The sequence below is a fragment of the Meridianimarinicoccus sp. MJW13 genome, from assembly GCF_014901205.1.
Taxonomy (GTDB): Bacteria; Pseudomonadota; Alphaproteobacteria; order Rhodobacterales; family Rhodobacteraceae; genus Meridianimarinicoccus.
This window is the reverse complement of the sequence record NZ_JACNMU010000006.1, coordinates 201774-222536: the sequence shown is the minus strand read 5'-3', so window position 1 is coordinate 222536 and position 20763 is coordinate 201774. Positions and strand designations below refer to the sequence as shown.

20 protein-coding genes and 4 tRNA genes are annotated in these 20763 nt (G+C 64.3%); 15 read left to right on the top strand and 9 right to left on the bottom strand.

Annotated elements, in window-relative coordinates:
* Positions 1-55 precede the first annotated feature (55 nt).
* Entirely contained in the window at positions 56-1018 is a 963-nt protein-coding gene (gene dusA / locus H8B03_RS12670; RefSeq protein ID WP_394355472.1) for a tRNA dihydrouridine(20/20a) synthase DusA, read from the top strand.
* 59 nt (positions 1019-1077) lie between these two features.
* Here dusA and H8B03_RS12665 read toward each other — a convergent pair whose 3' ends face one another.
* From H8B03_RS12665 to ccmI, 3 genes are read right to left on the bottom strand one after another with little or no spacing between them, the layout of a single operon-like run.
* Complete coding sequence (locus H8B03_RS12665; RefSeq protein ID WP_193142237.1) at positions 1078-1314, bottom strand: DUF1289 domain-containing protein; 237 nt, start codon at positions 1312-1314, stop codon at positions 1078-1080.
* Entirely contained in the window at positions 1311-1787 is a 477-nt protein-coding gene (gene ruvX / locus H8B03_RS12660; protein WP_193142236.1) for a Holliday junction resolvase RuvX, read from the bottom strand. The genes H8B03_RS12665 and ruvX overlap by 4 nt, the downstream gene beginning before the upstream one ends.
* Positions 1784-3010: a c-type cytochrome biogenesis protein CcmI gene (ccmI, locus tag H8B03_RS12655; protein WP_193142235.1), complete on the bottom strand. Its 1227-nt coding sequence runs from the start codon at positions 3008-3010 to the stop codon at positions 1784-1786. The genes ruvX and ccmI overlap by 4 nt, the downstream gene beginning before the upstream one ends.
* 172 nt (positions 3011-3182) lie before the next feature.
* Here ccmI and H8B03_RS12650 point away from each other — a divergent pair, with 172 nt between their 5' ends.
* From H8B03_RS12650 to H8B03_RS12625, 6 genes are all read left to right on the top strand, one after another.
* Positions 3183-4439, top strand: coding sequence for a sarcosine oxidase subunit beta family protein (locus tag H8B03_RS12650; protein WP_193142234.1), 1257 nt, complete (start codon positions 3183-3185; stop codon positions 4437-4439).
* A complete protein-coding gene (locus tag H8B03_RS12645; protein WP_193142233.1) occupies positions 4439-4762 on the top strand; it encodes a TfoX/Sxy family protein in 324 nt (107 codons plus the stop codon). Before H8B03_RS12650 ends, H8B03_RS12645 begins: the two co-directional genes overlap by 1 nt.
* A gap of 57 nt (positions 4763-4819) precedes the next feature.
* Complete coding sequence (locus tag H8B03_RS12640) at positions 4820-5128, top strand: sarcosine oxidase subunit delta (protein ID WP_193142232.1); 309 nt, start codon at positions 4820-4822, stop codon at positions 5126-5128.
* 59 nt (positions 5129-5187) lie between these two features.
* The gene (locus H8B03_RS12635) at positions 5188-8193 is read left to right on the top strand and encodes a sarcosine oxidase subunit alpha family protein (RefSeq protein ID WP_193142231.1); all 3006 of its coding nucleotides are present in this window, start codon (positions 5188-5190) and stop codon (positions 8191-8193) included.
* Entirely contained in the window at positions 8186-8722 is a 537-nt protein-coding gene (locus tag H8B03_RS12630) for a sarcosine oxidase subunit gamma (protein ID WP_193142230.1), read from the top strand. Before H8B03_RS12635 ends, H8B03_RS12630 begins: the two co-directional genes overlap by 8 nt.
* 95 nt (positions 8723-8817) lie before the next feature.
* Positions 8818-9420 carry a superoxide dismutase gene (locus tag H8B03_RS12625; RefSeq protein WP_193142229.1) on the top strand — a complete coding sequence of 201 codons (603 nt, stop codon included), beginning with the start codon at positions 8818-8820 and terminating at the stop codon, positions 9418-9420.
* Positions 9421-9495: 75 nt separating this feature from the next.
* Here the strand turns inward: H8B03_RS12625 and tpiA are convergent, their stop codons facing one another.
* From tpiA to rimK, 4 genes are all read right to left on the bottom strand, one after another.
* The gene (gene tpiA / locus H8B03_RS12620; protein WP_193142228.1) at positions 9496-10242 is read right to left on the bottom strand and encodes a triose-phosphate isomerase; all 747 of its coding nucleotides are present in this window, start codon (positions 10240-10242) and stop codon (positions 9496-9498) included.
* Between the two features lie 88 nt (positions 10243-10330).
* Positions 10331-10696 (bottom strand): iron-sulfur cluster assembly accessory protein, encoded by a 366-nt coding sequence (locus tag H8B03_RS12615; RefSeq protein ID WP_193142227.1) that lies wholly within the window; start codon positions 10694-10696, stop codon positions 10331-10333.
* A 73-nt stretch (positions 10697-10769) separates the two neighbouring features.
* The gene (locus tag H8B03_RS12610; RefSeq protein ID WP_193142226.1) at positions 10770-11141 is read right to left on the bottom strand and encodes an SUF system Fe-S cluster assembly protein; all 372 of its coding nucleotides are present in this window, start codon (positions 11139-11141) and stop codon (positions 10770-10772) included.
* A 52-nt stretch (positions 11142-11193) separates the two neighbouring features.
* A complete protein-coding gene (rimK, locus tag H8B03_RS12605; RefSeq protein WP_193142225.1) occupies positions 11194-12615 on the bottom strand; it encodes a 30S ribosomal protein S6--L-glutamate ligase in 1422 nt (473 codons plus the stop codon).
* A gap of 185 nt (positions 12616-12800) precedes the next feature.
* Here rimK and tgt point away from each other — a divergent pair, with 185 nt between their 5' ends.
* From tgt to H8B03_RS12580, 5 genes are all read left to right on the top strand, one after another.
* A complete protein-coding gene (gene tgt / locus H8B03_RS12600; RefSeq protein ID WP_193142224.1) occupies positions 12801-13931 on the top strand; it encodes a tRNA guanosine(34) transglycosylase Tgt in 1131 nt (376 codons plus the stop codon).
* 84 nt (positions 13932-14015) lie between these two features.
* Complete coding sequence (locus tag H8B03_RS12595; protein WP_193142223.1) at positions 14016-14516, top strand: invasion associated locus B family protein; 501 nt, start codon at positions 14016-14018, stop codon at positions 14514-14516.
* A gap of 204 nt (positions 14517-14720) precedes the next feature.
* The gene (gene lon, locus H8B03_RS12590) at positions 14721-17129 is read left to right on the top strand and encodes an endopeptidase La (protein ID WP_193142222.1); all 2409 of its coding nucleotides are present in this window, start codon (positions 14721-14723) and stop codon (positions 17127-17129) included.
* A gap of 158 nt (positions 17130-17287) precedes the next feature.
* A tRNA-Val gene (locus tag H8B03_RS12585) sits at positions 17288-17362 on the top strand.
* Between the two features lie 62 nt (positions 17363-17424).
* Positions 17425-17500, top strand: a tRNA-Val gene (locus H8B03_RS12580).
* A gap of 119 nt (positions 17501-17619) precedes the next feature.
* On the opposite strand, the gene H8B03_RS12575 is transcribed toward H8B03_RS12580, so the two are convergent.
* Positions 17620-17922: a DUF302 domain-containing protein gene (locus H8B03_RS12575; protein WP_193142221.1), complete on the bottom strand. Its 303-nt coding sequence runs from the start codon at positions 17920-17922 to the stop codon at positions 17620-17622.
* A 166-nt stretch (positions 17923-18088) separates the two neighbouring features.
* Between H8B03_RS12575 and H8B03_RS12570 the strand changes: the two genes are divergently transcribed.
* The 3 genes from H8B03_RS12570 (at position 18089) to H8B03_RS12560 (ending at position 19083) form a co-directional block, all read left to right on the top strand.
* Positions 18089-18637, top strand: a complete 549-nt coding sequence (locus tag H8B03_RS12570; RefSeq protein WP_193142220.1) for a tetratricopeptide repeat protein — start codon at positions 18089-18091, stop codon at positions 18635-18637.
* Positions 18638-18699: 62 nt separating this feature from the next.
* A tRNA-Asp gene (locus tag H8B03_RS12565) sits at positions 18700-18776 on the top strand.
* 230 nt (positions 18777-19006) lie between these two features.
* A tRNA-Asp gene (locus H8B03_RS12560) sits at positions 19007-19083 on the top strand.
* Positions 19084-19191: 108 nt separating this feature from the next.
* On the opposite strand, the gene H8B03_RS12555 is transcribed toward H8B03_RS12560, so the two are convergent.
* Positions 19192-20565, bottom strand: a complete 1374-nt coding sequence (locus H8B03_RS12555; RefSeq protein ID WP_193142219.1) for a M20/M25/M40 family metallo-hydrolase — start codon at positions 20563-20565, stop codon at positions 19192-19194.
* Positions 20566-20763: the final 198 nt, after the last annotated feature.

Genomic DNA, 20763 nt, shown 5'->3' with positions numbered 1-20763 from the left:
TGAAGATACACAAAAAATGCAAATAAATCAACACGCTAGATTATCCTGTGCCCCTATGATGGACTGGACCGACCGGCACTGCCGCTATTTCCATCGTCTGCTGTCGAAGGATACGTTGCTGTATTCCGAGATGGTCACGGCGCCGGCGCTGGTGCACGGCGGTGCGCTGCATCTGTTGCGTTTCGAACCGGCGGAACAGCCGGTGGCGCTGCAACTGGGCGGGTCGGTGCCATCCGAACTGGCCGAGGCGTCGCGTCTGGGCGCGGCCCAGGGCTACGGCGAAATCAACCTCAATGTCGGCTGCCCGTCGGACCGGGTCCAATCGGGGGCCTTCGGGGCGGTATTGATGAAGGATCCCCTGCTGGTGGCCGAATGCGTTTCGGCCATGGCCGATGCTGCCGGTGAGGCCGAGATCACCGTCAAATGCCGGATCGGGGTGGACGATCAGGTGCCCGCCGAAGTCTTGCCGACATTTCTTGAGACCATCCGCGCAGCCGGGATTCGCCGGGTGACGATCCACGCCCGCATGGCCTGGCTGAAAGGGCTCAGCCCCAAGGAAAACCGCGAGGTTCCGCCGCTGAACTATCCGCTGGTGCTTGAGATGAAACGCGCCTTTCCGGATCTGCACATCTCGGTCAACGGTGGGATCACCACGCTGAACCAGGCCGAAGCTTTCCTGGCCGATGGGCTGGACGGGGTGATGATCGGGCGCTCGGCCTACCATGCGCCGGCCGATATCCTGGCGCAGGCCGATGCCCGCATCTTTGGCGGGCAGGGGCATGCAGACCCGGTCGCGGTGGCCCGGGCCATGATCCCCTATGTCGAGCGTCATGTGGCGGAAGGCGGGCGGGTGCATTCTGTGACCCGGCACATGCTGGGTCTGTTTGCGGGCCGTCCCGGTGCGCGCGCGTGGCGGCGGCATCTGTCCGAAGCCTCCAGCCGTCCGGAGGCCGATGCCCGGATCATCCTGGACGCGCTGGAAATGTTGCACGACGTGTCTTCGGCGGCAGCGGAATAGATCACCCGTCCCCTCTGCTCAGGTGTCGGCCAGCCAAAAAGACCTGCTTGCCTGAAACCTCAGCTTTCGCGGGCCTGACGTGCCGCGCGTCCGCCCCTGCGGCGCGGCTTCACCGCGGCGCGTTGCGGCAATTGCGCCATGACGATCCGGCGTTGTTCGACGCTCATCCGGCCCCATTCGGTGATCTCGTCCATACTGCGATGGCATCCGGCGCACAGGCGGGTTTCGGGATGGATGACGCAGATCTGCACGCAGGGGCTTTCGATTTCGTCGCGTTTCCAGACCGGGGTGTTCATCGGGAAGTCTCCATGAAAGACAGCCGGTCCAGCGCGCCCTGAAGGATGAAACTGGCCGCGACATTGTCGATAACGGCTGCCCGTTTGCCGCGCGAGCGGTCGGATTCCAGCAACGCCCGTTCAGCGGCAACGGTGCTCAGACGTTCATCCCAGTATCCGATGGCCATTTCGGTCATCTCCGACAGGTTGCGCGCGAAGGCGCGGGTGGACTGGCAGCGCGGTCCTTCGCTGCCGTCCATGTTCAGCGGCAGGCCCAGAAGGACGCCCGAGATCTCGCGCTCGCGGCAGAAGGTGAGGATCTCCAGCACATCCTTGGTAAACTTCTTGCGCCTGATGGTCTTGACCGGAGACGCCACCTTGCGGCGCGGATCCGACATCGCAAGACCGATGGTCTTGGTGCCGTAGTCCAGGCAGATGATGGCGCGATTGGGGGGCAGGGCGGCGGCAAATGCCTCGAACCCGTCGTGGATCATTGCAAGATCTCCGCCCGGCGCGCGGCCTCGGCCAGTTCGTTCAAAGCCGCGGCATTGCCGTCAAAGACCTGTTTGCTTTCCGCGTAGATCGCGTTGGCCCGTCCGGTTTCGCCCAGCACGCCCAGGGCGGTGATGAGCCGCGCCCATTCCGACGGCGCGCCGCCTTCGCTGGCCAGACGTTCCGACAGGCCCTCGACCATGGAACGGATCATCTCCATCCGCTCTTCGGGGCTCATCTCGGCGGCGGCATCCATGTCCTCGGCAGAGGGGCCACCCAGGGGCGCGGCTTCGGGCAGGCGATAGTCGATGCCGGCGCGGAAGGCGAGCTCCTCGATCTGGCCGCGAATGGCGGGCAGCCAGGGCGCGTCAGGCGTGGACTCTTCCAACAGGGGCTTCCAGATGCGGAAGGCCATGTCGGGGCGCCCGGTCTGGGCGTGCATCAGCCCGATGTAATAGCGCGCCGGCCCATTGTGCGGATCGCGCTTCAACGTTTCGTTCAGCGCCGCCTCCGCCTCGGGCGAGACATAGCCGTTGGTGGCGATCACCATCAGGTCGGCCCAGGTGATATAATCGGCCGCCGAGGCGTCGGCGCCGCGCAACTCGATCAGCCGCGCCTGTGCCTTGTGGGCGGCGGAGAAATTGCCAAGGGCGGCCTCGTTGTTGGCCAGCAATTCGAAGCCGCGCGGATCATCGGGGCGGTCCGCCACAGTCGTGCGCAGTTGCTCCACCAGCTTGACGAATTGCGGATCGCGTTCGGGAAAGCCGGGCAGCGGCTCGGCCCTTGCCTCGGCCTCGGACTGGCTGGGCCGGGTTTCACGCAGCGTTTGCGCATTCTCGATCCGGGTCTTCAACGGCAGGTCGCCAAAGCCGGGCGCGCCCAGCTTCAGGTAGGCCGCAAAGCTGCCGCCCCCCAGCACAAGGCCCAGGACGGCGATCAGCGCCAGCGTCACACCGCGCGGTGCAGTGCCGGGGGCAACGTGGGCAGAGCGCGCCTTGTCCGCTTCCAGGATGCGGCGCTTGACCTCGGTCCGGGTGCGCCCGGCCACTTCCTCCGAGATCACGCCGCGCGCAAGATCGCGCTCCACGCCTTTCAGCTGGTCGCGGTAGACGGCAATATCGTATTCAGCCCGGTCAGGGGCGGATTGCGGGCGGCGCAAGAGCGCAAGGGCCAGAAGCACCGCAGAGGCCAGTGCCAGGGCCGAAGTCAGGATCCAGAACATCATGACCGGGACATAGGCGCTTTTTGGTCCGGGAAAAAGGCGTCAAAAGCGGTCGTTTCAGCAACGCCCTGCGCTTTGTGCCGCAGGTCGCACATCACAAGGCGATTGCCGTCTAAAGTCTTGGCTTGGCGCGGCGATCGCGCCATGCTGCGAGCAAACTGCAAGAGGTTCGCCCGTGCCGCCCAAACGCCGCTATTCCGCCTTTGCCATCGCCCGCGAAACTCTGCGCCAGCACGCGGGCTGGGATCGGGCCTGGGCCGACCGCCCGATGAAGCCGCGCTACGATGTGATCATCGTTGGCGCCGGGGGGCATGGGCTGGCCACGGCCTATTACCTTGGGAAGAACTTCGGCATCACCAACGTGGCGATCCTGGAAAAGGGCTGGCTGGGCGGCGGCAACACCGGGCGCAACACCACGATCATCCGGTCGAACTACCTTCAGGATCCCTCGGCCGCGATCTATGAAAAGGCGCGCGGCTTGTACGAGACGCTCAGTCAGGAGTTGAACTACAACATCATGTTCAGCCCGCGCGGCGTGATGATGCTGGCCCAGACAGAGCATGAGAAACGTGGCTACCTACGCACCGCACATGCCAATGCCCTGCAAGGGGTGGAAACCGAATTCGTCGGCCCCGACCGCGTCAAGGAACTGTGCCCGATCATCAGCATCGACGGGCCGCGCTACCCGGTGCTGGGGGCGCTCTGGCAGGCGCGTGGCGGTACCGCGCGGCACGATGCGGTGGCCTGGGGCTATGCGCGCGCCTGTTCCGACATGGGCATGGACATCATCCAGAAATGCGAAGTCACCGGGGTGCGCAGCGCCGGCGGCAAGGTGACGGGGCTGGAAACCTCACGCGGCCCGGTCGATTGCGACAAACTGGGTCTGGTGGTGGCCGGACATTCGGGCCATCTGGCCCAGATGGCGGGCTTTCGCCTGCCCATCGAATCCGTCGCCCTGCAAGCGCTGGTCTCCGAACCGATCAAACCCTGCATGGATGTGGTGGTCATGGCCAACACCGTGCACGGCTACATGAGCCAGTCCGACAAGGGCGAGATGGTCATCGGCGGCGGCGCCGACGGCTACAACAACTACACCCAGCGCGGCAGCTTTCACCACATCGAAGAAACTGTCCGCGCCCTGGTCGAGACTTTCCCGATGATCTCGCGCCTGAAGATGCTGCGCCAATGGGGCGGCATCGTGGACATGACCGGCGACCGCTCGCCAATCCTGTCCACCACGCCGCTGGGAAATTGCTTCGTCAATTGCGGCTGGGGCACCGGCGGCTTCAAGGCCATTCCCGGCTCGGGCTGGGCCATGGCCGAACTCATGGCCAAGGGCACACCGGGATCGCTGGCCGCCGACTTCGGCCTGGACCGCTTCCGCGAAGGCCGCTTCATCGATGAAAGCGTGGCAGCGGGGGTGGCGCACTGATGTCCTTCGACGAAACTGTCGCAAATGCGATGCGCGATGATCTCGGCATCGGCCCGGGCATGGCCGAAAAGAAGATGTTCGGCGGGCTGTGCTTCCTGCTCAACGGCAACATGGTCTGCGGCGTCCACAAGGGCGGGCTGATGTACCGCGTGGGCAAGGCCGCTGAACCCGATGCGCTGGTTTACGCGGGCGTCCGCCCGCTCAGCTTCACCGGCCGGCGCATGGGCGGCATCGTCGAGGCCGACGCCGATCTGCCCGACAGCACCCGCGCGGCCTTGACCACCATGGCGCTGGCCCATGCCGCCAGCCTGCCCGCCAAATAGCCCCGCCATGACGCGCTACTTTCACCCGACTGATCCCGGCCAGACCAAGGCTTTCCCATGCTGACGCTCACCTGCCCCTATTGCGGCCTGCAAGCCGATGAAACCGAACTTCACGGCGGCGGCGAGGCACATCTGACCCGCTTCGGCCCCGACAGCAGCGACGACGAATTCGAGGCCTATCTTTTCCTGCGTCAGAACCCGCGCGGCGTCCACGCCGAACGCTGGCGCCATGTCTATGGCTGCGGAAAATGGTTCCACGCCCTGCGCGACACGACCACGCTGCAGGTCTTCGGCACCTATCCGGCCCAGACCCTGACCCCGCCCGCTGACCTGCTGAAAGCCGCCGGGGTGGAGCCTGCTGCATGACCCCTCTTCTTGGCAAAAATACTCAATCCATCCTCACCCTCGGCGCGGAGGCCTGATCCATGAGCACCCGTCTTGCCACCGGCGGCCGCCTGATCGACTGCACGCACACCACCCGGTTCACCTTCAATGGCCACGCCATGACCGGGCTTGCTGGCGACACGCTGGCCTCGGCCCTGCTGGCCAACGACCAGATGCTGGTGGGCCGCTCGTTCAAGTACCACCGCCCGCGCGGCATCGTCGCGTCGGGCCCCGAAGAGCCCAACGCCCTTGTCGGTCTGGGCAAGGGCCGGTTTTTCGAACCCAACCAGCGCACCACCACAACCCCCTTGCGGGATGGGGCGTCCCTGACCAGCCAGAACCACTGGCCGTCGCTGGAAGCCGATATCGGCGCGCTGAACCAGATCCTCGCGCCCGGCCTGACCGCGGGGTTCTACTACAAGACGTTCATGCACCCGCGGCCCTTCTGGAAGCATGTGTTCGAACCCTTCATCCGCCAGTCCGCCGGTCTGGGCAAAGCCCCTACCGAGAAGGACGGCGATGTCTACGAGCATCTCTATGCCCATTGCGATCTGCTGATTGTCGGTGGCGGCGTGGCGGGGCTGCAGGCCGCCTTGGCCGCTGGCACATCCGGGGCGCGGGTGTTGCTTGTCGAACAGACCGGCCATTGGGGCGGGCGCGCGCCCGTCGATGGCGCGCAAATCGATGGACAACCGGCAGACGACTGGGTCGCTGCCGCGGTGGCTGACCTGGAAGCCCTACCCAATGTCACCCTGAAACGGCACACCCAGGGTTCGGGGGTCTATGACCATGGCTATGTGCTGGCCACCGAACTGCCGCCCGACCATGTGCCCGGCTCCGACACCGCCCGCGCGCGGCTGTGGAAAATCCGCGCCAAACAGGTGCTGGTCGCCACCGGCGCCATCGAACGGCCGCTGAGTTTCGCCGGCAACGACATTCCCGGCGTGATGCTGGCCGGTGCCGTGCGCGACTACGTGGTCAACTGGGCGATCAGCCCCGGCGCCCGCACCGTCATCGTCACCAACAACGACGACGCCTATCGCACCGCGCTGACCCTGCTGGATGCGGGGCAAGAGGTGCCGGTCATCGTCGATGCACGGGAAGCGGCGCAAAGCGCGCTGATAGATCAAGCCCGCGTGCGCGGCGTTCGCATCCTGACCGGCACCGCCATCGCCAAGGTCAAGGGCGGCAAGCGCGTCACCGGCGTGGCACTGTGCGCCATGAACACCGGTGGCAGCGCAGTGACCGAGATCATCGACTGCGAGGCCGTGGCCATGTCGGGCGGCTGGTCGCCCGCGGTGCATCTGTTTTCCCATTGTGGCGGCAAGCTTTATTGGGACGACGCGCGCGCGATGTTCCGCCCGGATCCCGCGCGGCTGCCCACCGGCCACGATGGCCAGCCCTTCGTGCGCACCGCCGGGGCGGCCAACGGCCATTTCGACACCGGGGCGATCCTGCACGATGCGGTTGCCGCCACGCAGGCGGCCCTGAAGCTGGACCGCGCGCCCATCGCGCCGTCGCAGGCCCAGGACCCCGCTGAAGGACCGATCGCCCCGATCTGGGTCATGCCGGCGCAGGCACGCTATGAACTGCGGTCGAAGATGTGGCTGGATTTCCAGAACGATGTGAAGGTCTCGGACGTGCAACTGGCCGCGCGCGAAGGCTATGAAAGCGTCGAACATACCAAGCGCTACACCACGCTCGGCATGGCCACCGACCAGGGCAAATTAAGCAATATCAACGGACTGGCAGTTCTTTCTGAAGCTCTGGACAAACCGATCCCCGAGGTCGGCACCACCACCTTCCGCCCGCCGTATACGCCTGTGCCGATGGGCGCCATTGCCGGCGAGGCCCGCGACGCCGCCTTCCAGCCCCTGCGTCGCACCCCCATGCACGAATGGCACGCCACCCACGGTGCCCATTGGGAGCCTGTCGGCCATTGGCGCCGCCCGTACTGCTATCTGCGCGCCGGGGAATCCATCGACGAAGCCGTGCACCGTGAGGTGAAAAACACCCGCCAAGCCCTTGGTTTCCTTGATGCGTCAACGCTGGGAAAAATCATCGTCAAGGGGCCGGACGCGGGCCGTTTCCTGGACATGCTCTACACCAACATGATGAGCAGCCTGAAACCGGGCAAATGCCGCTATGGGCTGATGTGTACGGAAAACGGCTTTCTGACCGATGACGGCGTGGTGGCGCGGATCGACGATGACACCTTCCTGTGTCACACTACCACCGGCGGCGCCGACCGCATCCATGCCCATATGGAAGACTGGTTGCAGTGCGAATGGTGGGACTGGAAGGTCTATACCGCCAATGTGACCGAGCAATACGCGCAGATCGCCGTTGTCGGCCCCAATGCCCGCAAGCTGCTGGACAAACTGGGCGGCATGGATGTCTCGAACGCGGCGCTGCCCTTCATGGGCTGGATCGACGGCACCCTGGGCGGCTTCCCGGTGCGCGTCTATCGCATCTCCTTCTCGGGCGAGTTGTCCTTCGAGGTGCGCGTGGTGGCGGGCCAGGGCCGCGCTCTGTGGGATCGCATGATGGAACTGGGACTGCATCTGGGCGGTATGCCCTATGGCACCGAGGCGCTGCACATCATGCGGGCCGAAAAGGGTTTCATCATGATCGGGGACGAAACCGACGGCACCGTGATCCCGCAGGATCTGGGGCTGGGTTGGGCGATCTCGAAGAAAAAGACCGACTACTTGGGCAAGCGGGCGCAGCAGCGGGCGCATATGGTGGATCCCAACCGCTGGCAGCTGGTCGGACTGGAGACTTTGGACGGCACGGTGCTGCCCGATGGTGCCTATGCGGTTGGCACAGGCGACAATGCCCATGGTCAGCGCAAGACGATCGGGCGCGTGACCTCGACCTACATGTCGCCGACACTGGGCCGGAGCATCGCCATGGGGCTAGTCGAACACGGGCCCGACCGGATGGGCGAGGTTATCCAGTTTGCCACCACCTCGGGCATGACCATCGACACCCGGATCGTCAGCCCGGTGTTCTTTGATCCGGAAGGAGAGAAGCTGAATGCCTGATCTGCTGGAAACCCCCGAGACAACGGTCACCGACCTGCCGCCCGGCGGCATGATCTTGTTGCGTGGCAGCCTTGCGGACGCGGCTTTTGCCGAGGTGCTGACCGGCTGCGGGATCAGCGTGCCCGGCACCCGGCAGATCGTGCCGTGTACAGTCGGGCAGGTGGGCTGGATGTCGCCTGATGAACTGCTGGTGTTCTGCGAGGCCACCGCCAGCGCCGATCTGGCCCTGCGTCTGGACGCGGCCCTGTCCGGCCAGCACGCGCTGGTGCTGCGGGTCGACGACATGCGCGCCCGCTTCCGCATCGCCGGGCCGGGGGCGCGGGTCGCGCTGGCCAAGCTCTGCCCGGTGGACATGGCCCGCATCGCCCCGGCCGAGTTGCGCCGCACCCGTCTGGCGCAGATCCCGGCGGCCTTCTGGACCGAAAACGGCGCCGATTTCGATCTGGTCTGTTTCCGGTCGGTGGCCGGCTATGCCCGCAACGTTCTTACCCGGGCGGCGCGGCACACGCAGGGCATCGTTCTGCCCTGAATTGCGAAGGGAAAAACCTGTATGCGGGGTTGACCTTGGTCAGCCCCGTCCTTCATGTGTCGAGGTAATCGCAACCACCACAACAGGGGTTTCCCATGGCATTCGAACTTCCCGATCTTCCTTACGCCCATGACGCTCTTGCCGAATTCGGCATGTCGCAGGAGACGCTGGAGTTTCACCACGACCTGCACCACAAGGCCTATGTCGACAACGGCAACAAGCTGATTGCCGGCACCGAGTGGGAAGGCAAATCGGTCGAGGACATCATCACCGGCACCTACGCGGCCGGCGCTGTTGCCCAGAACGGCATTTTCAACAACGCCTCGCAGCATTGGAACCACGTCCAGTTCTGGGAAATGATGGGTCCGGGCAAGACCGCCATGCCCGGCGAGCTGGAAAAGGCTATCGTCGACAGCTTCGGTTCGGTCGACGAGTTCAAATCGCAGTTCGCCGCTGCGGGCGCAGGCCAGTTCGGCTCGGGCTGGTGCTGGCTGGTCAAGGACACTGACGGCGGCCTGAAGGTCACCAAGACCGAGAACGGCGTGAACCCGCTGTGCTTCGGCCAGACCGCGCTGCTGGGCTGCGACGTGTGGGAGCATTCCTATTACATCGACTTCCGCAACAAGCGCCCGGTCTATCTGTCGAACTTCCTCGACAACCTGGTGAACTGGGAAAACGTCGCTTCCCGTCTGGGCTGAGCATTCATGAAAACGCCCGCCAAAACGGCGGGCGTCGGAAATACGAACGGGGTCCTGCGGGGCCCCGTTTTGCTGTCAGCTGTCCAGTGCGGCGATGATCTGGCCGAAGTCATCGGCTTTCAGCGAGGCACCGCCCACCAGCGCGCCATCGACGTTGGACACGGCAAAGATCTCGGCGGCGTTGGAAGGTTTGACCGAACCGCCATAGAGCAGGCGAATGCCCTCTGCGACCTCGGTGCCGAACCGCTCGCTCAGGCGGGCGCGTATGAAGTCGTGCACCTCGGCGATCTGATCCAGCGTCGGCGTCAGCCCGGTACCGATGGCCCAGACTGGTTCATAGGCGACAACGATGGTCGCGGCGGTGGTGCTGTCGGGCAGGGAGCCGTCCATCTGCGTGCCGATCACCTCCAACGTCTGGCCCGCTTCACGCTCGCTCAGGGTTTCGCCGATACAGACCACGGCGATCAGCCCTTCGGTGACGGCGGTGGTGGTCTTGATCCGCACGGTGGCATCGGTTTCGCCGTGATCCTGCCGCCGCTCGGAATGGCCGAGGATCACGTGGCTGGCGCCGGCGTCCAGCAACATCGGTGCCGAGATATCGCCGGTGTGCGCGCCGTTCAGCGCACCGTGGCAATCCTGTCCGCCAACGGCGATGGCGCTGCCACGGGCAGCCTCGGCCATGCGCGAGATCAGCGTGGCGGGCGGGCAGATCAACACATCGCAGCCGGGCGCCGGATGGGCCAGGGCCAGGGCCGCGATTTCGGACAGTTCCGCGGAACCGCCGTTCATTTTCCAGTTACCGGCTGCAAGTTTGCGAGGCATGGCTCTCCCTTTCAGATTTTGGCGCGATTAAGGGAAAGCCGTGGACGGAAGGCAAGGGCGCGGGGCCCAGCATCTTGCCGCAGCGCCGCTATCCGCCCGCGCCGAGGCTTTCGTCGAACTTGATCGACTCGCCGCAGCCACAGGCATCCACCACGTTGGGATTGCGGAACTTGAAGCCCGATTCCAGCAGCGAAACCTCATAGTCGATCTCGGTGCCGAACAGGAACATCTGCGCCATCGGGGCGATCATCACCCGCGCGCCGTCCTGTTCCACCACCTCGTCATGCGGGTCGATCTCGGACACGTAGTCCAGCGTGTATTCCATGCCCGCGCAGCCGCCCTTCTTCACCCCCAGGCGCAAGCCCGTGGTGCCATCCTTGGCCATCAGTTTCCTGATCTGGCTGGCCGCCGCCGGGGTCAGCGAGACGGCCTGTTTTCCGGGAATGCCGAACATGGATCGATCCTTGTGATTGCCCTTTAAACCTAAGGGCTGGATGCAGGATTCTCAAGATGTGCCGGGCTGGCGCCTACATGAAGCCCAGTTCCAGCCGCGCCTCGTCCGACATCATGTCCATGCCCCAGGGCGGTTCCCAGGTCAGTTCGACGTTGACCGTCTTGACGCCGGGCAGGGGCTCGATCGCCTCGGCCAGCCAGCCGGGCATTTCACCGGCCACCGGGCAGCCGGGCGCGGTCAGGGTCATCATGACCTCGACATCGCCTTCGGTGCCGATCTCGATCGTGTAGACAAGGCCGAGGTCATAGATGTTGACGGGAATTTCCGGGTCAAAGACCGTGCGGCAGGCTTCGACCACCGTGTCGTACAACGGATGGTCGGTGGAAGAGGGCTTGATGAGCGGCGCGCCTTCCATGGGCGCCGCGCTTGTGTCCTGAGCTGACATGGTGATCCCTTACTATTTCACATGGGAATATATGTCGGCAGAGCGGGCGCGTCTAGGTGGCCTTGGGTTTTGCCGCAGCGCGGCGGCGCGCAGGCACCGGACGGGCCTTCTTTTCGATGGCATCATACAGCAACCCGGCGACGTTCTTGCCGCTGGATTTCTCGATGCCCTCCAGACCGGGGGAGGAGTTGACCTCAAGCACCTTCGGCCCGGTGGAGGACCGCAGCAGATCCACGCCCGACAGGTTCAGCCCGAAAGCCTTGGCTGCGCGCACGGCGGCGTCGCGTTCCTGCTTGGTGATGCGCACCGGGCTGGAGTGCCCGCCGCGATGCAGGTTGGACCGGAACTCCCCTTCTGCGGCCGAGCGTTTCATGGCCGCCACGACCTTGCCTGCGATCACCAGGCAACGAATATCCTCGCCCGCCGCTTCCTTCACGAATTGTTGCACCAGGAAGCTGGCCTTCAGACCGCGGAAGGCGTCGATCACCGACTCGGCGGCCTTGCGGGTTTCGGCCAGCACCACGCCCTTGCCCTGCGTGCTTTCCAGCAGCTTGACGATCAGCGGTGCGTTTCCGGCCAGGCCGATCAGGTTGCCGGTGTCCTTCGGTGAGGCGGCAAAGGCCGTCGCCGGCATGCCGATGCGTTGCCGTGCCAGAATCTGATGCGCGTGCAGCTTGTCGCGCGAGGCGGTGATGCCGTCGGACGGGTTCACGCAATAGGTGCCGATGGTTTCGAACTGGCGCACCACGGCGGTACCGTACGAGGTGATCGACGCGCCGATGCGCGGGATCACCGCGTCATAGCGGGGCAGGCGCGTGCCGTCGTAATAGACCTCGGGCGACAGTTGGTTGATCGCCATGTAGCAGCGGGTGGTGTCGATAACCTCGACCACATGGCCGCGCGCCTCGCCTTCCTCGACAAGACGCCGGGTCGAGTAGTTGTGCGCCTCGCGGCTGAGCACGGCGATGCGCAGGCTGCGGCGCGGGGCATCCTGTTTGACGGCCACCGAATGGTAGGATTCATAGCCCAGTTCCGGCTGGCAGAAGCTTTGCTGCGGCATAACCAGCATGTCCTCGGCCAGCGCGGTGCGGCCCAGAAGCATCCGGTAGGCCATGTTGCCCCGGTCGGTCAGCGACACGTCGATGGGCCATTCCCGATCGCCCATGCGGATACTGGTACGGATCACGTAACGCCACTCGGATTCGCCGTTCGACGAGGTAACCTCGCGCCGGTCCACCACCGGGGCCGAGCAGTGGATCAACACATCGTCGCGGTCCGGAATCGGGTGGATGGTGAAGCGCACCTTGGGGCTGGCGGCGCTGCCAAAGGATTCGATGTCATAGGCGTGCAGCGCCGAGGTCCGCGCCCCGGTGTCGACCTTGACCTTCAGGGCCGGCAATCCCAGTTGCGGCAGGCTCGCCCATTCCTCCCAGCCCAGTTGGAACGGTTCGGAGGCAGCGTTCGGAGTGTCCATGTTGGAAGAGCCCTTGTTGCGTCTGGAAGGTGTCGCCGGTGGCGCGCTGCGTGTATGGGCACGAAGTTGGTGCCATGGCAACGGGTTCGTCGCGACTATGCCCCTTATCGCGCAAGGTGCAAGAACTGTGGTCAACCTGCGGCCCTTGCTTTACTGGCGCGGGCAAAGCCCCTAGCGATGATCCCATGACCAAAAGCTTCTCCTTCTCCCTGAATGCCACCGACGGGCGGGCACGCACCGGCGTCGTCGACACGCCGCGTGGTGAAATCCGCACGCCCGCCTTCATGCCCGTGGGCACCGCCGCCACCGTCAAGGCGATGATGCCCGAGTCCGTGCGCGCCACCGGGGCCGATATCCTGCTGGGCAACACCTATCACCTGATGCTGCGCCCCACGGCGGAACGCATCGACCGGCTGGGTGGGCTGCACAAGTTCATGAACTGGGACCGGCCGATCCTGACCGACAGCGGCGGGTTTCAGGTGATGAGCCTGTCGGACCTGCGCAAGATGTCCGAAGAGGGCGTGCGCTTCAAATCCCACATCGACGGGTCGGAACACTGGCTGACTCCCGAACGCTCGATGGAGATCCAGCGGCTGCTGGGCTCCGACATCGTGATGTGCTTCGACGAATGTCCGGCACTGCCCGCTGACCGCGACCGCATCGCCAGTTCGATGCGGCTGTCGATGCGGTGGGCCGAACGGTCGCGCGAGGCTTTCGGGGGTCGTCCGGGACACGCCTTGTTCGGCATCCAGCAGGGCGGGCTTGAGCAGGACCTGCGCGGCGAAAGCGCCGAGGCGCTGCGTGCCATCGGTTTCGAAGGCTATGCGGTCGGCGGTCTGGCCGTGGGCGAGGGGCAGGAGGCCATGTTCGGCGTTCTCGACTATGCGCCCGACATGCTGCCCACCGACAAGCCACGCTACCTGATGGGAGTGGGCAAGCCAGATGATATCGTGGGTGCGGTGGCGCGCGGCATCGACATGTTCGACTGCGTGCTGCCGTCGCGCTCGGGCCGCACCGGGCAGGTGTTCACCCGGCACGGCGTGGTCAACATCAAGAACGCCCGCCACCAGGACGATCCGCGCCCCCTGGACGAAGCCTGCGGCTGCCCGGCCTGCCGCAACTACTCGCGCGCCTATCTGCACCATGTGTTCCGCAGTCAGGAGATCATCAGTTCGATGCTGCTGACCTGGCACAACCTGCACTATTACCAGGAGTTGATGCAGGGCATTCGTGATGCCATTGCCGAAGGCCGTTTTGCCGCCTTTCAGGACGCCTTTCATGCGCAGCGCGCCGAAGGTGACATCCCGCGCCTGTAACCGGGCGGCGTCTTGCGAACCGGGTCGGTGCGGCGAAATCCCTTTCCTTCACCGGCCCAGTCTGGGAAGCTTGCGCAACCCAAGATGGAGATCACCTTGAAGCTGACCCCGATCCTGACCGCCGCGCTGATGTGCAGTGCCATGCCGCTGGCGGCTGAAGACGCCCCGCTGGAACTGGTTGAATCCGACTGGTCCGTGGCCTGCGATGACCGGGGCTGCGTGATCTCGCGCTCGATGATGGAACCGACCGGCAACAGCCGCTTCGCCACCTTGACCTTCGCCCTGGCCGCCGAGGCCAGCTTTGCCCAGATGGCGCTGTTCGTGCCACTGGGAACAGCGGTGCAGAAGCCGCTGACGCTGATGGCCGGACCGATTCAGCGCGACTATGCCTTCTCCACCTGCCTTGCCGAAGGCTGCGTGGTGCTGGACCGCGTGGCGCTGGACGATGTGCAGAACATGTCGATCCTGCCGGCGCTGGACATCAGCTTCTTCGCCGCCGAAGCCGACACCCCGGTTGCGACAAGCATCCCGCTGAGCGGACTTTCGGCCGCCCTGGACCAGGTTGCCGAGACGTTGAGCAACTGAACGAAGCCACCCTTCGCATTTCGGCACACCAGGGCAAGATGTAGTCAGATCGCCTTGCCCTTGCCCGAAATGCGGGCCACAGTCACGGTCAAGTCAGAACCCAAGAGTTGACAGACGGGCGCGGAAACCCCACCTAAACCGTCTGATCGGAGAGGTTTCGGTTGCCGTAACGGGGCCGGGACCTGCTGCCACTAAGGATATGTCATGGAAAATCAAATAAGCCCGTCTTATCCCGTCCTGCCGCTGCGCGACATCGTTGTCTTCCCGCACATGATCGTTCCGCTGTTCGTCGGGCGCGAGAAGTCGGTCAAGGCGCTGGAAGAAGTGATGGCGGATGACAAGCAGATCCTGCTGTCCAGCCAGATCGACGCCAGCGTGGACGAGCCGACCTCTGACGGCATCTACAACATCGGCGTGCTGGCCAATGTCCTGCAACTGCTGAAGCTGCCCGATGGCACCGTAAAGGTGCTGGTCGAGGGTCGTTCGCGCGTCGAGATCGTCGAATACCTGGAAAACGAGGACTTCTTCGAAGCCCGTGTGTTGCCGCTTGAGGAATCGCTGGGCGAGGAAGCTGCCGTCGAGGCGCTGGTCCGGTCCGTCGGCGACGAATTCGAACGCTACGCCAAGATCCGCAAGAACATCCCCGACGAAGCGCTGGCCGCCGTGTCGGAAACCCGCGAGCCGGGCAAGCTGGTGGATCTGGTGTCGGGCCACCTGGGCATCGAGGTCGAGCAAAAGCAGGAACTGCTGGAGACGCTGGAAATCGCCGCGCGTCTGGAGAAGGTCTATGGCCACATCCAGGGCGAAATGTCGGTGCTTCAGGTCGAGAAGCAGATCAAGTCCCGCGTCAAGACCCAGATGGAGCGGACGCAGCGCGAATACTATCTGAATGAGCAAATGAAGGCCATTCAGAAGGAGTTGGGTGACGGCGAGGACGGCAGCAACGAGATTGCCGAACTGGAAGAAAAGATCGCCGCAACCGATCTGTCCAAGGAAGCCCGTGAAAAGGCCGAAGGCGAGATCAAGAAGCTCAAGCAGATGAGCCCGATGTCGGCCGAAGCCACCGTCGTACGCAACTACCTGGACTGGATGCTGGCGATCCCGTGGGGCACCAAAAGCCGGGTCAAGAAGGATCTCAACCGCGCCCAGTCCGTGCTGGACGACGACCACTATGGTCTTGAGAAGGTCAAGGAACGCATCGTCGAATACCTCGCGGTGCAGCAGCGCTCGAAAAAGCTCAAGGGGCCGATCCTGTGCCTTGTGGGCCCTCCGGGCGTGGGCAAGACCTCGCTGGGCAAATCGGTCGCCAAGGCCACGGGACGCGAATTCATCCGCATCTCGCTGGGCGGCGTGCGGGACGAATCCGAGATCCGCGGCCACCGCCGGACCTATATCGGCTCGATGCCCGGCAAGATCATCCAGGCGCTGAAAAAGGCCAAGACCACGAATCCGCTCATCCTGCTCGACGAGATCGACAAGATGGGACAGGACTTCCGTGGCGATCCGGCCTCGGCGATGCTTGAGGTTCTGGACCCCGAACAGAACAGCACCTTCTCGGACCACTATCTTGAGGTGGAATACGACCTGTCGAACGTGATGTTCCTGACCACGGCGAACACCTACAACATGCCGGGTCCGCTGCTGGACCGGATGGAGATCATCCCGCTGGCCGGCTACACCGAGGACGAGAAGCGCGAAATCGCGCGCCAGCACCTGATCGACAAGCAGATCAAGAACCACGGCCTGCGCAAGGGCGAGTTCGAGATTTCCGATGCGGCGCTGACCGAGATCATCCGCACCTACACCCGCGAAGCGGGCGTGCGGAACCTGGAACGCGAGATTGCCAAGCTGGCCCGCAAGGCGGTGACCCAGATCGTGCGCAAGCAGACCGACAAGGTCGAGGTGACGCCGGAGTCGCTGGAGGACATGCTGGGCGTGAAACGCTTCCGCTATGGTCTGGCCGAGCAGGAGAACCAGATCGGTGTCGTCACCGGGCTGGCCTGGACCAGCGTGGGCGGCGATCTGTTGTCGATCGAGGCGCTGCGCCTGCCGGGCAAGGGTCGGATGAAGACCACCGGCAAGCTGGGCGACGTGATGAAGGAATCCATCGACGCGGCCTCCAGCTTCGTGCGGTCGATCGCGCCGGAAATCGGGGTGAAACCGACCAAGTTCGACAAGATCGACATCCACGTCCACGTGCCGGAAGGGGCGACGCCCAAGGACGGCCCGTCGGCAGGGGTTGCCATGGTAACCTCGATCGTGTCGGTGCTGACCCAGATCCCGGTGCGCAAGGACATCGCCATGACCGGCGAGGTTACGTTGCGGGGCAATGTTCTGGCCATCGGCGGGCTGAAGGAAAAGCTTCTGGCGGCGCTGCGCGGTGGCATCACCACGGTGCTGATCCCGGAAGAAAACGCCAAGGATCTGACCGAGATCCCTGACAACGTGAAGGAAGGGCTGGACATCATCCCTGTCAGCCATGTGCGCGACGTGCTGAAACTTGCGCTGGTGGACACGCCCGAGTCCATCGAATGGGACGAGGAAGCCGAGGAGGCCGCGGCCAAATCGGCGCTGGAACGTGGCGGCGACACCGTCGCGGCGCGCGCCCACTAACCGGCACTGATCCGAACCAATGGCATCGGCCCGCATGGCACCCCCATGCGGGCCTTTTTCATGGATTGACCGCGAGGGTTCCCGAACCGCCAGACACGCGAAAAACCCGGAAATTTGGTCTTGCACCTTGTGTCGGGCAGGGCTACACACCGCGCCACGGGTGATTAGCTCAGTGGTAGAGCGCTTCGTTCACATCGAAGATGTCAGGAGTTCAAATCTCTTATCACCCACCATTTCCCCCTGTCTGACACGGGCGGAAGACCCAAAGCGCGCTGTCGCGCCGCGACCCTTGCGTGGGTGATTAGCTCAGTTGGTAGAGCGCTTCGTTTACACCGAAGATGTCGGGAGTTCGAGTCTCTCATCACCCACCACGCAAGCCCTGCGTCTGCGGTTGGATACATGCTGTCTTCAGCATCTCGCGCCGCGCTCATGGGCATCAGCCTTCAGCCGAACCTGATCAGCCCGACCGGGGCAGGGTGAAGAGTGCCGTTCAACTCCCTGTCGCGATGGCCGAAAACCCTGACAAGGCGGCCTGCATCTTCTGGACGGCGGCATTGCTGGCGGCCAGCCCATGCGACGGTGCAACGGCGGTCGGGTCTTCATAGGAGGCCCAAGTCTGACCACTGGCATCTTCGAAAAACTGGATCCGCAGCGGCAGGTACAGCGCCATCGTCTGGCCTTCCTGCAACGCGGTCGAGCCGATCTTGGGGCTGCCGAAGATCGCCACCGTGGTGGGACGCAGGGTTTCGCCCATCGTGGCCGCACCCTGTGCGAAGTCTACCTTGGCAAACACCCGGGCGCCTGCGGCTTCGACCGCGCCGACCGTCCTGTCGTATTACACAAGCCGCGCGCTGTGATCCGGGCTATCCGGGGCCTTTGTCCAATAGGCCCATTACCGAACCCCTCTGTTTATCTTTGCCCGTCAGGATTGGGATGCGACGCTGGATCCCGCCGAGGCATTGGCCCACAAGGCGATTGCGCTGGATGGGAACTCGGCGCTGGGATTTCGCGACCGGCCCGACGCCGCCGTCGCGGCCTTCGAGCAGGCCTTGGCCCTGTCCCCCGAAAACGCCGAAGCGCTGGTGGCCTATGGCGAGACCCTGAACCGGCTGGGCCGCCCGGCACAGGCGCAACCGCTGCTGGACGCCGCCATGGCGGGCGAGAGTTTTTGCCCGCCAAGCTGGGAATTTCCCCGTGGCCACAGCCTGGTGCTGTTGGGGGCACAAGACAAGGCTGTCCTCAGGTTCCGCGCGGTGCTGGCGCGGGTGCCGGGCTTTGTTCCGGCGCGGGTGCAGTTGATCCGGGCGCTGATGGAACTGGGTCAGACGAAGGCGGCTTCGGGCGAGGTTGCACAGCTGAAGGACAATGCCCCGCGATATGGTCTGGTACAGGCAGCGCGCATGTTTCCCTATCCGGCGGCGGCTGAGCGCGACCGCCTGCAAACGGCTCTGTCAGATGCCGGGATGACCTGGGCCGTGGGCCCCCGGCGCGTGATCTCGATTTCCTGAAACAAGCGTTGGATTGGCGCTTGACGGTCTGCGAAGTGGGTCATAAACAGACACTCCATCGCGCGGTTGTAGCTCAGTTGGTTAGAGTACCGGCCTGTCACGCCGGGGGTCGCGGGTTCGAGTCCCGTCAACCGCGCCATGGCTTTCCCTTCCTTCATCCCCGGATATTTCGCACCTCGGCTGGGGCGATTTCACAGGCTTTGTGCGTCGTGCCGGACTGCGGTCCGGGCAGGGCGTTTGGTGCAATACGTCGGTTTTCAGGTCGGTTAGTTTTTTTGTTTGTGGCGCGTGGAAACTGCTTGACGGCTCTGCTGTAGAGACATAGACACCGCCCACGCCTTGGGACACAGCGTCCTGAACGCGAAAAGCGCGGTTGTAGCTCAGTTGGTTAGAGTACCGGCCTGTCACGCCGGGGGTCGCGGGTTCGAGCCCCGTCAACCGCGCCACTTTCTCCCCCTCACGATGTGACACAGACTTTCCTGCCCTTGGCGGGTTCACGTCTGACCACCTGAAACGTGGGAGTGGTCCCGCCGAAGCGGGACCGGGGTCTGGGATCAGCTGTTCAGCCGGTCAAGGATACGCGCCCAGCTGCGGATGCCCTTGTGGAAGCTCTCGACGTCGTATTTCTCGTTCGGGGAATGGATCTGGTCGTCATCCTTGGCGAAACCGATCAGCATCGAATCCATGCCCAGCAGGGTCTTGAAGTAGCCCGCGATCGGGATCGAGCCGCCGCAGCCCACGAAAGCCGCCGCATCGGGCCATTCATCGCTAAGGGCCGCGCGGGCCTGTTCGAAAGCCGGATGGTCGGTGGACATCTGGCTGGCGGGCGAAGCGCCATGCGGGGCGAATTCCACCGTGCAATCCTCGGGCAGGCGCGCCGTCACGAAGTCGTGGAACGCCGCGCGAATGCGGTCGGGATCCTGCTGGCCGACAAGACGGAAGGACACCTTGGCCGAAGCCTTGGACGGCAGCACCGTCTTGAACCCGGCGCCGGTATAGCCCGACCACATGCCGTTGATCTCGCAGGTCGGTTCCGACCAGATCATCTCGACCGGCATCTTGCCGGCCTCGCCCGCAGGCACCGACAGGCCGACGCCACCCAGGAAAGCGGAGTGGTCGAAGTTCAGTCCTTCCCACTGCGCGCGCAGATCGTCGGGCAGCGGCGGCACACCGTCGTAAAAGCCGGGCAGGGTGATGCGCCCGGTGTCGTCGTGCAGATCGGCCAGGATGCGCGTCAGCACCCGCGCGGGGTTGATGGCGATGCCGCCGAACATGCCCGAATGCAGATCCTTGTCGGGACCGGTGATGGTGATCTCTTCGCCCACCAGTCCGCGCAATTGCGTGACGATGGCCGGCACCCGGTCGGCGAACAGACCGGTGTCGCAGATCAGGGCAATATCGGCGGTCAATTCCGGCGCGTTTTCCTCCATGAAAGGCACCAGCGAGGGCGAGCCGCTTTCCTCTTCCCCCTCGAAGAAGATGGTGATCGGACCGGGCAGGGTGCCATGCACCGCTTTCCAGGCCCGGCAGGCTTCGACAAAGGTCATCAACTGGCCCTTGTCGTCAGAGGCGCCGCGTGCGCGGATCACAGGGCCGGTCGGGGTTTCTTCAATGCGCGGCTCGAACGGCGGGCGATCCCACAACTCCAGCGGATCAACAGGTTGCACGTCGTAGTGGCCGTAGAACAGCACATGCGGACCGGCGCCTTCGGATGTGGCCACCACCATCGGATGACCCGGCGTCGGGCGCTTTTTCGCCTGAAACCCGATCCCGGCCAGATCGGCCACCAGCCAGTCGGCAGCGGCTTCGCAATCGTCCTTGTGGGCGGGATCGGTCGAAATGGACTGGATCTTCAGCAGATCTGTCAGACGGTTCAGCGCAGCATCCAGGTTCGTGTCGATATGGTCGAGAACGGAAGCGAGGGACATGGGGACTCCTTGGTTGACGGGCGCCACCCTATCACCGGGGATTGGCGCGTCCAGATGGGCCACCACTTGCTGCAAACCGGAGTTTGATTTACATCAAAACGCGCCGGGACAGTATGCGCCATTAAGACTATTGCGCGGGGCAGCTATTCTGTGACACGCATATGAAAAACGCGACAGCCCGCCTGCGGGCCCGGACAG